The following is an 11,451-nucleotide window of genomic DNA, read 5'->3' on the forward strand; positions in this document are numbered from 1 at the left end:
GTGGACGGGACGGCGTCGGCGGCGTTGTTGAGGGCCGGGCGCTTCTTCACCCGCTGGGACGAGTCCGACGACGGGCGGGCGGTGTTCCGGGACGGAGGGCGGCAGGGCGACGTCTTCTATCGGGACCGCTGGAGCCACGACAAGGTGGTCCGGTCGACGCACGGGGTGAACTGCACGGGGTCGTGCTCGTGGAAGGTGTACGTCAAGGACGGCATCATCACCTGGGAGACGCAGCAGACGGACTATCCGTCGGTGGGACCGGACCGACCGGAGTACGAACCCCGCGGCTGCCCACGAGGTGCGGCCTTCTCCTGGTACACCTACTCTCCGACGCGGGTGCGCTATCCGTACGTCCGCGGCGTCCTCCTCGACCTCTACCGCGAGGCCAAGCAGCGCCTCGGCGACCCCGTCCTGGCGTGGGCGGATGTCACGAGGAACCAGCAGAAGCGGCGCGCCTACCAGCAGGCCAGGGGCAAGGGCGGGCTGGTCCGAGCCAGCTGGGACGAGGCGATCGAGATCGCCGCCGCGGCGCACGTCCACACCATCAAGGAGTACGGACCGGACCGGTGCGCCGGCTTCTCGCCCATCCCGGCGATGTCGATGGTGTCGCACGCCGTCGGGACGCGGTTCATGCAGCTCATCGGCGGCGTGATGACGTCGTTCTACGACTGGTACGCCGACCTCCCGGTGGCCAGCCCGCAGGTCTTCGGCGACCAGACCGACGTGCCGGAGTCGGGGGACTGGTGGGACGCGACGTACCTGATGATGTGGGGCTCGAACGTCCCGGTCACGCGCACGCCGGACGCCCACTGGATGGCCGAGGTCCGCTACCGCGGCACCAAGGTCGTCACCGTCAGCCCCGACTACGCCGACAACACCAAGTTCGCCGACGAGTGGATGCCGGCCCAGGCGGGCACCGACGCCGCGCTGGCGATGGCCATGGGCCACGTCATCCTGAAAGAGCACTTCGTCGACAGACAGACACCGTTCTTCGCCGACTACGTCCGCACCTACACCGACCTGCCGATGCTCGTCCGGCTGGACGACCGCGGCGACGGGCTCACCCCGGGCAAGTTCCTCACGGCCGCGGACCTGGGCGGGGCAACAGCAGAGGACCGGTGGAAGACGGTCGTGCTCGACGAGGCCACCGGCGCCCCGAACGTCCCGAACGGGTCGATCGGCTTCCGGTACGCCGAGTCCGGCAAGGGCCGCTGGAACCTCGACCTCGACGGCGTCACACCCGCCCTCACCATGGCCGGCGGCGACACCACCGAGAACGTCGAGGTCCTCCTCCCGGCCTTCGTGCAGCCCGACGGATCCGGCGAGGTCCTCCGACGCGGCGTCCCGGCCCGGTGCGTCGGCGGCCACCTGGTCACGACGGTGCTCGACCTCATGCTCGCCCAGTACGGGGTCCAGCGGCCGAACCTCCCGGGGCAGTGGCCGGCCGGCTACGACGACACCAGCACCCCGTACACGCCGGCTTGGCAGGCCGAGATCACCAGCGTCCCGGCCGAGCAGTGCGTCCGCATCGCCCGCGAGTTCGCCGCCAACGCCGAGGAGTCCGGCGGCCGCTCGATGATCATCCTGGGCGCCGGCGTCTGCCAGTGGTTCCACGGCGACGCGACGTACCGGGCCATCCTCGCGCTGCTCATCCTCACCGGCTGCATGGGCCGCAACGGCGGCGGCTGGGCGCACTACGTCGGCCAGGAGAAGTGCCGCCCGATCACCGGCTGGATCTCGCTGGCCAACGCGCTGGACTGGTCCCGCCCGCCGCGCACGATGATCGGCACGGCGTATTGGTACATGCACACCGGCCAGTGGCGCAATGACGGGTACTCGACGGCGTCGCTGGCGTCGCCGCTGAGCACGAGCACCACGGCGCGGCACACCGCCGACACGATCGCCGAGTCGGCGAAGCTCGGCTGGATGCCGTTCTACCCGCAGTTCGACGCGAACCCGCTGCAGGTCGCCGACGACGCCGCCGCCGCGGTCGAGAACGGCCAAGCAAAGGACCCCGCCGACTACGTCGCCCAAGCCCTCCAGACCGGCACACTCCAACCCGCCATCGCCGACGTCGACGCGCCCAAGAACTGGCCGCGGACGCTCGTCCTCTGGCGCTCGAACCTCATGGGCTCGTCGGCGAAGGGCAACGAGTACTTCCTCAAGCACCTGCTCGGCACCCACTCCAACGTCATGGGCGCGGAGAACCCGAACACGCCGCGCCCGAACGACGTGAATTGGCACGACGAGGCGCCCGAGGGCAAGCTCGACCTGCTCATCTCCGCCGACTTCCGGATGACGTCGACGACACTGCTGTCCGACGTCGTGCTGCCGGCCGCGACCTGGTACGAGAAGCACGACCTGTCCTCGACCGACATGCACCCGTTCGTGCACGCGTTCACGCCGGCGATCGACCCGCCGTGGGAAGCGAAGACCGACTTCGACGCCTTCCACCTGCTGGCCCGCAAGCTCTCCGAGCTGGCGAGACACCACCTCGGCACGAGGAAGGACCTGGTCACCGTCCCGCTCCAGCACGACACCCCCGGCGAGCTGGGCGGACCGGGCGGACGGGCCCAGGGCACCCGGCCGGTCGTCACCGTCGTCGAGCGCGACTACACCGCCATCGCGGACAAGCTGGCCGCCATCGGCCCGCTCGCCGACACGCTCGGCTTCACCGTCAAGAACGTCACCTACCGGCTCGAGGAGCAGACCCACAGGCTGGCCAGGAGCAACGGCGTCATGCTCGGCGGCGCCGCCGACGGCCGCCCCGCCATCGACACCGACGAGAAGCTGGCCGAGGCGATCCTCACCCTCTCCGGCACGACGAACGGCGCGCTGGCCGTGCAGGGCTTCCGCACGCTGGAGGAACGCGTCGGCAAGCCGCTGGCCGACCTGGCGGAGGGCTCGGAGGAGAAGCGCATCACCTTCGCCGACACGCAGACCGCGCCCGTCCCCGTCATCACCTCACCCGAGTGGTCCGGCTCGGAGACCGGGGGACGCAGGTACGCGCCGTTCACCGTCAACATCGAGCGGCTCAAGCCGTTCCACACGCTCACCGGCCGCATGCACTTCTACCTCGACCATGACTGGATGATCGACTACGGCGAGGCGCTGCCGATCTACCGCCCGCCACTGGACTTCCACCGCCTCTTCGGCGAGCCCAGGCTCGGCCCGGACGGCGCCAGCCAGGTCACCGTCCGCTACCTGACGCCGCACTCGAAGTGGTCGATCCACTCCGAGTACCAGGACAACCTGCTGATGCTGTCGCTGTCGCGCGGCGGCCCGGTGGTCTGGATGAGCCCGCACGACGCCGGCGCCATCGCCGTCCACGACAACGACTGGGTCGAGTGCGTCAACGCCAACGGCGTCTTCGTCGGCCGCGCCATCGTCTCCCACCGCATGCCACCAGGCGTCGTCTACGTCCACCACGCTCAGGAGCGCACGATCGACGTCCCGAAGTCGGAGGCGACCGGGCGGCGCGGCGGCATCCACAACTCGGTGACGCGGCTGCTGGTGAAGCCGACGCACCTGATCGGCGGCTACGCGCAGCTCTCCTACGCGTTCAACTACCTCGGCCCGACGGGGAACCAGCGCGACGTGGTCTCGACCATCAGGAAGCGGTCGCAGGAGGTGACCTACTGATGAAGGTCATGGCGCAACTGGCGATGGTGATGAACCTCGACAAGTGCATCGGCTGCCACACCTGCTCGGTCACCTGCAAGCAAGCGTGGACCAACCGGGCCGGCACCGAGTACGTCTGGTTCAACAACGTCGAGACCCGGCCCGGCCAGGGCTATCCCCGTCGCTACGAGGACCAGGAGCGCTGGCGCGGCGGCTGGCGGCTGAACAAGCGGGGCAACCTGGAGCTGCGCACGGGCGGACGGGCGAGGCGGCTGCTCAGCATCTTCGCCAGCCCCGTGCAGCCGGAGCTGGCCGACTACTACGAGCCGTGGACCTACGACTACCGGACGCTCACCGAGGCCCCGCTCGGCGACGACTTCCCGGTCGCGCGGCCCAAGTCGCTCATCACCGGCGAGGACACGAAGGTCACCTGGTCGGCGAACTGGGACGACAACCTCGGCGGGACGAGCGAGCTGGGGCACCTCGACCCGGTCGTGGAGAAGGTGCGGCGCGAGTCCGAGGAGAAGATCCGCTTCGAGCTGGAGCGGACGTTCATGTTCTACCTGCCGCGCATCTGCGAGCACTGCCTCAACCCGTCGTGCATGGCGTCGTGTCCGTCCGGCGCGATCTACAAGCGCAGCGAGGACGGCATCGTGCTGGTCGACCAGGACCGCTGCCGCGGCTGGCGCCAGTGCGTCACCGGCTGCCCGTACAAGAAGATCTACTTCAACCACCGCTCCGGCAAGGCGGAGAAGTGCACGTTCTGCTACCCGCGGGTCGAGGTCGGGCTGCCGACGGTGTGCGCGGAGACCTGCGTGGGCCGGCTGCGCTACCTCGGGCTGTTCCTGTACGACGCGGACCGGGTGACGGCGGCCGCCGCGACGCCGGACCCGCAGGACCTCTACGAGGCGCAGCTGGACCTCATGCTGGACCCGGCCGACCCCGAGGTCGCCGCGGCGGCGCGAGCGGGCGGCGTGCCGGACGACTGGATCGACGCGGCCCGCCGGTCGCCGGTGTACGCGCTGGCCAAGACGTACCGCGTCGCGCTGCCGCTGCATCCGGAGTACCGGACGATGCCGATGGTCTGGTACGTGCCGCCGCTGTCGCCGGTGGTCGACCTGCTGGCCGAGCAGGGCCACGACGCCGAGGACCGGGCGACGCTGTTCGGCGCGATCGACGCGCTGCGGATCCCGGTCGAGTACCTCGCCGAGCTGTTCACCGCCGGTAGGACGTCGACGGTGACGAACGTGCTGCGGACGCTGGCCGCGATGCGCTCCTACATGCGCGACGTCACGCTCGGCCGCGACCCGGACCCGGCCGTCCCGGCGTCCGTCGGCCTGACGGAGGAGTCGCTGTACGCGCTCTACCGGCTGCTCGCGATCGCCAAGTACGACGAGCGCTACGTCATCCCGACGGCGCACGCCGAGCAGGCGCACGACCTGGAGGAGATCGGCTGCGCACTCGACGTCGACGACGGCCCGGGCATGTACGAGTCCGGGCCGTTCGGCGAGGCCAGCGGCCGGCCGGTGCCGGTCGCCGTCGAGACGTTCCAGGCGCTGAAGCAGCGCCAGACCAGCGACACCCCGCCGGGCGACCTCAGCGGCCGGGTCAACCTGCTCAACTGGGACGGCAACGGCCGCCCGGACGGCCTGTTCCCGCCGCCGAAGGACGGTGCGTCGTGATCGGCCGCCGCCGCGACCACGCCACTGAGTACCGGGTCGTCCACCAGGTCGCCTCGTGGTGCCTGGACTACCCGGACGAGTCGCTCGCGCAACGGCTGCCGCTGCTGGGCCGCGCACTGACCGAGCAGCCGCAATCCACGGCCGTCACCCTGCTGGCCACTCTGGTCGAGCACCTGACCGGGCGCGACCTCGGCGACCTGCAGCGCGACTACGTCGAGGTCTTCGACCTGAGCCGGGACCGGGCGCTGCACCTGTCCTACTGGACCGACGGCGACACCCGGCGGCGCGGCGAGGTGCTGGCCCGGTTCAAGGCCGCCTACCGCGACAGCGGCTTCGTCGTCGACCTGCGCGGCGAGCTACCCGACCATCTGCCGACGGTGCTGGAGTTCGCCGCGATCGCCGACCCCGCCGCCGGCACGGCGCTGCTGCAGGAGTACCGGCCGTCCCTGGAGCTGCTGAGGTTCGCGCTGCTCGATCTCGGCACGCCGTACGCCGCCGGGGTCGCCGCGGTCTGCGCGACGCTGCCGGGGGAGTCGCCGCCGGACCGGGCCACCGTCCACGCCCAGGTCGCGCCGCCACCGGTCGAACAGGTCGGCCTGGAGCTGCAGCCGTACGGGGACCGGCCGTGAACACGGTGCTCTGGGGCGTGCTCCCGTACGTCATGGTGGTCGTGCTGGTGGCCGGCTCGATCTGGCGGTACCGGTACGACAAGTTCGGCTGGACGACGCGGTCGTCGCAGCTCTACGAGTCGCGGCTGCTGCGGATCGGCTCGCCGCTGTTCCACTTCGGCCTGCTGGTCGTGATCGTCGGGCACGTCGGCGGGCTGGTGATCCCGGAGTCGTGGACCGAGGCCGCCGGCGTCAGCGAAGGGATCTACCACTTCAACGCGCTGCTGTTCGGCGGCATCGCCGGCGTATGCACGCTGGCCGGCATCGCGATCCTGATCTACCGGCGCCGCACGACCGGCCCGGTCTTCATGGCCACGACCCGCAACGACAAGCTGATGTACGTCGTGCTGGTCGGCGCGATCGCGCTGGGCCTGTGGACGACGCTGGTCAGCGTCGGCGCCGGGCACGAGGCGCACGACTACCGCGAGTCGGTGTCGCCGTGGTTCCGGTCGCTGTTCGCGCTGCAGCCCGACGTCGACTCGATGGCCGCCGCGCCGGTGCAGTTCCACCTGCACACGCTGGTCGGGATGGCGCTGTTCACGATCTGGCCGTTCACCCGGCTCGTGCACGCGTTCACCGCGCCGATCCACTACCTGTTCCGGCCCTACATCGTCTATCGCAGCCGCGACGCCATGGTGCCCTCGCCGGGCCAGACCAGGGAGCGACGATGACCACCGACCGCCGCGCCGGCCAGACCCGCAACCTGGTGCTGGCCACCGTCGCGTTCGCCGTCAGCTTCTGGGCGTGGAACATGATCGCGCCGCTCGGGGTGCGCTACACCGGCGAGCTGGACCTGTCCTCCGGGCAGAAGTCGCTGCTGGTGGCGACGCCGGTGCTGGTCGGCTCGGTCGGCCGGATCCTGGCCGGCACGCTGACCGACCGGCTCGGCGGCCGGCTGATGTTCCCGGTCCTGATGCTGCTGTCGACGCCGTTCGTCGTGCTGGTCGCGGTGGCCGGCGAGGCGGAGTCGTACGGGCTGCTGTTGCTGTTCGGGTTCTTCCTCGGCATCGCCGGGACGACGTTCGCGGTCGGCATCCCGTTCGTCAACGCCTGGTACGAGCAGTCGCGACGGGGCTTCGCGACCGGCGTGTTCGGGGCCGGGATGGGCGGGACGGCGCTGTCGGCGTTCTTCACGCCCCGGTTCGTGGACTGGTTCGGCTACGTCGCGACGCACGTGATCGTGGCGGTCGCCTTGGTCGCGATGGCGGCGATCTGCTGGACGTCGATGCGGGACGCGCCGGCCTGGGCGCCGAACACCGCGCCGGTGCTGCCGAAGCTGGCCGCGGCGGTCCGGCTGCCGGTGACGTGGCAGATGTCGTTCCTGTACGCGGTCGCGTTCGGCGGGTTCGTCGCGTTCTCCACCTACCTGCCGACCTACCTCAAGGACATCTACGACTTCGACCTGACGGCGGCCGGCACCCGCACCGCCGGGTTCGCGCTGGCCGCGGTCGTCGCGCGTCCCCTCGGCGGCGTGCTGTCCGACCGCATCGGGCCGCGCCGGGTGGTCGCGATCTCGCTGGCGGGGACGGCGGTGCTGGCGATCGTCGTCGCGTTCCAGCCGCCGGTCGAGGTGCCGGCCGGCGCCGCGTTCGTCGCGCTGGCGTTCTTCCTGGGCCTGGGCACCGGCGGCGTGTTCGCCTGGGTCGCGAAGCTCGCCCCGCCGGAGAAGGTCGGCACGGTGACCGGCGTCGTCGGCGCCGCCGGCGGGCTCGGCGGGTTCTTCCCGCCGCTGGTCATGGGCGCGACGTACGAAGTGCTGCTGGACGGCTACGGCGTGGGGCTGACGCTGCTGGCGATCACCGCCACGGGCGCGCTGGCGTTCACGCTGCTCGGGGTGAAGGCGCGGACGGCGACGGCGCCGCCCCGGTTGTCCTGAGGCGGCGCCGTCGGTTCCCCTGGGAGGGCTCAGCAGTACGCCCGGTTGTTATTGTGTGGCGCCCACGTTCCCTGGGAGGGCTCAGCAGTACGGCGGGGCCGCCCCCACGTTCGTCACGTAGCGGGCCGACACCCACTGGCCGCCGCCGTCGCCGGTGAGCTGGTACCAGCGCCGGTTGCCGTCGACGCTCTGCGAGTCGACCTTGCAGACGATGTGCAGGGTCGCGCCGCGCGGTGCGGAGCTGACCTTGAGGTTCGCCGTGTTCGGGCCGCTGCGCACCGCGAGCGACGTCGACGAGGACACCCGGCCGGTGTACTCGTGGCCGTCGCCGCAGAAGCGCGGCGCGGCGCCGATGTTGGCGACGTAGCGGGCGCTGACCCAGCGGCCGGTCGCCAGCTTGTACCAGAGGCTGTTGCCGCTGACGGACGGGCCGTAGACCTTGCACTGGATCGTGATGGTGGCGCCCTTGGCGTACGAACCGACCTTCGTGGCGTAGCTCGTCGGCGCGCTGCGGACGTTGATGCCCTCGGTGACGCGGCCCTGGTAGGTCGTCGCCGCCTGCGCGACCGAGGTGGTCGCCAGCAGGCCGAGGGGGACGATGACGGCCGTGGCGAGCGCGATCGCGGTTCGCCTGACTCGTTGCCGGATGATCATGATGGACCTCCTGACATCGCCGTCCCGGGCGGTGCGACCGGGTATCGGCTCCTCACCATCAATCACTCCTCAGCGTGATCCACGGTTGCATCCGGCGCGCGAGTTTCTGGAGAGAAGAGGGCCGGTATCGACGCAGGTCAGCGGCCATACCATCACTTAGTGCGACAAGTTGGTCACGCTCCGCTACTATGGGTGTCACACGAGGGTCGCTCCGCCACTTGCCCCCCAACTGGCGGAGCGACCTTCTCATGTCCGGCAACCGCCGTCCGTGAGCGGCATTGGCGCGGGCCGGACGGCGGGGCGGTGACCGTGGTGACCGGCGCCGCACAGGCGGTCACTTCGCTGCCAACGATCGCTGAGCCCGCAGCCGCCCAACGTCGGGAGCATTCTCACGGCCGGCGCCCGCTGCCGATCCGGCCCGCGACTGTAGGACGCGCACCGGCCCCGTTCGGTTCACACTCCGGTTGACATTTCGTGGCGGCAATCGTACTTTCCTGTCTAGTTAATTAACCGGAGGGGAAAATGCCGGTCCTGGACGATCAGCTGACCACTACGTTCGCCGCGCTCGCCGACCCGATCCGCCGCGCCATCCTGGCCCGGCTGACGCGGGGCGAGGCGACCGTCGGGCAGCTCGCGGAGCCGTTCGACGTGTCGCTGCCGGCCATCTCCAAGCACGTGAAGGTGCTGCAGAAGGCCGGGCTGATCGAGCAGACGCGACGGGCGCAGTGGCGCTCGTGCCGGCTGCGCCCGGAGCCGCTGCGCGATGTCGTCAGCTGGATGGCGCTGTACCGCGACTTCCTCGGCGACAGCGTCGAGCGGCTGGACCAGTACCTCAGCGACCTGCAGAACGGAGAGACGCCATGAGCCGACGCGAGCTGGGCGACGCCGCCACGACGGTGGTCGCGGACGGATCGGAGCTGGTCATCGAGCGGGTGTTCGCCGCGCCGCGCGAGCTGGTGTGGGCCGCGATGACGGTGCCTCAGCACCTCGCGCACTGGATCGGCCCGCACGGCACCACCACGGAGGTGGTCGAGCTGGACCTGCGCCCCGGCGGCCGGTGGAAGTGGATCAACCGGTACGACGGAGGCGAGATCGCGTTCCAGGGGGAGTACCTCGAGGTCGACCCGCCGAAGCGGCTGGTCCGCACGACGGCGCCGGACCTGGAGCCGGCCGGCGGCCCGCCCGCCGTCGAGACGATCACGTTCGACGAGGTCGACGGCGGCACCCGGGTGCTCTGGGTGACGGTCTTCCCGGCGCCGGAGGTGCTCGACTTCGCCGTCGACTCCGGCATGATCACGGGCATCCTGGAGCAGTACGAGCGCCTCGCGGACCTCGTCGCTCAGGGCTGACGGCGGCGCAGCGCCCGGGGCAGCGTGACCGCGACGGCGACGGTGGCCAGCGTGCCGCCCGCGCCCGCGAGCACGAACGTGACCGGCGCCGACGTCGCGTCCAGCAGCAGGCCGCCGGCGAGGTAGGAGACGCCGGCGGCCAGCCCGATCGCACCGTAGAGGTTGCCGAACACCCGCCCGAGCAGCGCGTCGGGCACCAGCCGCGGCAGCAGCGTGTTCGTCGCGACGTCCATCGCGGCGATGCCGAATCCGCGCACCGTCTGCAGCGCGAACGCCGCCGTGACCGCCCACGCCAGCCCGGTCAGCAGGTTCCCGACGCTGCTCACGGCGAACCCGGCGACCAGCAGCCACACCATGGAGGCCTGCGACGAGTAACGCGCGAGCAGCGCGTAGCCGGCCAGCAGCCCGATCCCGACGGCGGCCAGCAGCGCCGCCGTCGCCGAGTCGCCGGCCCCGAACGTGTCCCGGGCCAGCAGCACCAGCGCGACGTCGTCGATGCCGTTGAACGCGACGACGGCGCAGAACCCCAGCCCGACGATCCGCAGCGCCGGCGTCCGCCACAGCACGCCGAGGCCGATCCGGGCGTCGGTCAGCAGGCCGTCGCGCGGCCCGGCCGGCCCCGACGGCGGCAGTGCGGGCAGCCGGAGCAGCAGCAGCGCCGACAGCAGGAACGTCGCCGCGTCCACCAGCAGCACGCCGCGCACGCCGGCCACCGGGAACAGCGCCGCCGCGACCAGCGGCCCGAGCGCCTCGCCGCCGTTGGTGGCCAGGCCCAGTGCGGAGTTCGCCGCGGCCTGGTCTCGCGGCCGGACCAGGGTCGCGACCGCCGCCCGCGACGCCGGCAGGAACACATGCCCGGCGACCGCCCGCAGCGCCACCAGCGCCAGCAGCAGCGGCAACGGCGGCAGCGACACCGCGATCGCCACCAGCAGCCCGGCCTGGGCCAGCTCGCAGCCGATCATCACCCGGCGCCGGTCCCACCGGTCGCTCACCGCGCCGGTCAGCGGCGCGAGCAGCGCCGGCGCCAGGTCGCCGGCCAGCAGCAACAGCGCGACCGCGAGCGCCTGCCCGGCCGTGTCCGCGACATGGAGCATGAGCGCGACCAGGCTGAGCGAGTCGCCGAGGAACGAGATCGTGCGCGCCGCGAACAGCGACCGGAAGGCGGGGTCGCGCCGCCACGGGCCGGCCACGAGGACGAGCATCGGGCATCTGCCCTGCCCGCTCAACCTGATTTCCGGCCGGCGAACCCGGCGACGGTCGCGACCACGCCGAGCAGCGCGAGCACGGCGACGAAGCCGAACGCCAGGTGGAACCCGGCCAGACCGGACCCGCCGACCAGCACCGCCGACACCGCCGCGACCCCGGTCGCGCCGCCGATCTCCCGCGTCGTCTCGACCAGCCCGGCCGCGAGCCCGGTGTCCTGCTCCGCGACGCCGGTCAGCGCGCCGATCTGCAGCGCGGGCCCGCACAGCCCGAAGCCGAAGCCGGCCAGCAGGAACGCCGGCAACACGTCGAGGACGTAGCCGCCGTCAGCCGGCACCCTGGCCAGCCACAGCGCGCCGATGGCGAGCAGCCCCAGCCCGATGACCAGGGACCAGCCC

9 protein-coding genes and 1 pseudogene are annotated in these 11,451 nt (G+C 71.6%); 7 read left to right on the forward strand and 3 right to left on the reverse strand.

Going from position 1 to position 11,451, the window contains the following annotated elements; genetic code table 11:
• The 5 genes from C1I92_RS31525 to C1I92_RS31545 all read left to right on the forward strand — a co-directional run.
• A partial coding sequence (locus C1I92_RS31525; RefSeq protein ID WP_199521787.1) for a nitrate reductase subunit alpha occupies positions 1 to 3,642 on the forward strand: 3,642 nt, incomplete at its 5' end.
• A complete protein-coding gene (narH, locus tag C1I92_RS31530) occupies positions 3,642 to 5,303 on the forward strand; it encodes a nitrate reductase subunit beta (RefSeq protein WP_111258591.1) in 1,662 nt (553 codons plus the stop codon). The genes C1I92_RS31525 and narH, both read left to right, overlap by 1 nt.
• Positions 5,300 to 5,932 carry a nitrate reductase molybdenum cofactor assembly chaperone gene (gene narJ / locus C1I92_RS31535; RefSeq protein WP_111258592.1) on the forward strand — a complete coding sequence of 211 codons (633 nt, stop codon included), beginning with the start codon at positions 5,300 to 5,302 and terminating at the stop codon, positions 5,930 to 5,932. Before narH ends, narJ begins: the two co-directional genes overlap by 4 nt.
• Entirely contained in the window at positions 5,929 to 6,642 is a 714-nt protein-coding gene (narI, locus tag C1I92_RS31540; RefSeq protein ID WP_111258593.1) for a respiratory nitrate reductase subunit gamma, read from the forward strand. The genes narJ and narI overlap by 4 nt, the downstream gene beginning before the upstream one ends.
• Positions 6,639 to 7,847: an MFS transporter gene (locus C1I92_RS31545; RefSeq protein WP_111258594.1), complete on the forward strand. Its 1,209-nt coding sequence runs from the start codon at positions 6,639 to 6,641 to the stop codon at positions 7,845 to 7,847. The genes narI and C1I92_RS31545 overlap by 4 nt, the downstream gene beginning before the upstream one ends.
• Before the next feature lie 81 nt (positions 7,848 to 7,928).
• Here C1I92_RS31545 and C1I92_RS31550 read toward each other — a convergent pair whose 3' ends face one another.
• Positions 7,929 to 8,501 carry an SH3 domain-containing protein gene (locus C1I92_RS31550; protein WP_111258595.1) on the reverse strand — a complete coding sequence of 191 codons (573 nt, stop codon included), beginning with the start codon at positions 8,499 to 8,501 and terminating at the stop codon, positions 7,929 to 7,931.
• 522 nt (positions 8,502 to 9,023) lie between these two features.
• On the opposite strand from C1I92_RS31550, the gene C1I92_RS31555 reads away from it, so the two are divergent.
• Together C1I92_RS31555 and C1I92_RS31560 are read left to right on the forward strand one after the other, a co-directional pair.
• Positions 9,024 to 9,365 carry an ArsR/SmtB family transcription factor gene (locus C1I92_RS31555; protein ID WP_111258596.1) on the forward strand — a complete coding sequence of 114 codons (342 nt, stop codon included), beginning with the start codon at positions 9,024 to 9,026 and terminating at the stop codon, positions 9,363 to 9,365.
• Positions 9,362 to 9,850: an SRPBCC domain-containing protein gene (locus C1I92_RS31560; RefSeq protein WP_111258597.1), complete on the forward strand. Its 489-nt coding sequence runs from the start codon at positions 9,362 to 9,364 to the stop codon at positions 9,848 to 9,850. Before C1I92_RS31555 ends, C1I92_RS31560 begins: the two co-directional genes overlap by 4 nt.
• On the opposite strand, the gene C1I92_RS31565 is transcribed toward C1I92_RS31560, so the two are convergent.
• Both C1I92_RS31565 and C1I92_RS34165 read right to left on the reverse strand, forming a co-directional pair.
• Complete coding sequence (locus tag C1I92_RS31565) at positions 9,841 to 11,052, reverse strand: MFS transporter (protein ID WP_111258598.1); 1,212 nt, start codon at positions 11,050 to 11,052, stop codon at positions 9,841 to 9,843. The two genes, C1I92_RS31560 and C1I92_RS31565, sit on opposite strands and share 10 nt — an antisense overlap.
• 20 nt (positions 11,053 to 11,072) lie before the next feature.
• Positions 11,073 to 11,451 (reverse strand): annotated as a pseudogene (locus C1I92_RS34165) (MFS transporter); the annotation flags it as partial.

Source organism: Jiangella anatolica (genome assembly GCF_003236295.1).
GTDB lineage: Bacteria > Actinomycetota > Actinomycetes > Jiangellales > Jiangellaceae > Jiangella > Jiangella anatolica.

Excerpts from the sequence above, each read along its gene's own strand:
- narH (WP_111258591.1), top strand. The coding sequence starts at position 3,642 with ATGAAGGTCATGGCGCAACTGGCGATGGTGATGAACCTCGACAAGTGC.
- C1I92_RS31545 (WP_111258594.1), top strand. The coding sequence starts at position 6,639 with ATGACCACCGACCGCCGCGCCGGCCAGACCCGCAACCTGGTGCTGGCC.
- C1I92_RS31550 (WP_111258595.1), bottom strand. The coding sequence starts at position 8,501 with ATGATCATCCGGCAACGAGTCAGGCGAACCGCGATCGCGCTCGCCACG.
- C1I92_RS31555 (WP_111258596.1), top strand. The coding sequence starts at position 9,024 with ATGCCGGTCCTGGACGATCAGCTGACCACTACGTTCGCCGCGCTCGCC.
- C1I92_RS31560 (WP_111258597.1), top strand. The coding sequence starts at position 9,362 with ATGAGCCGACGCGAGCTGGGCGACGCCGCCACGACGGTGGTCGCGGAC.
- C1I92_RS31565 (WP_111258598.1), bottom strand. The coding sequence starts at position 11,052 with ATGCTCGTCCTCGTGGCCGGCCCGTGGCGGCGCGACCCCGCCTTCCGG.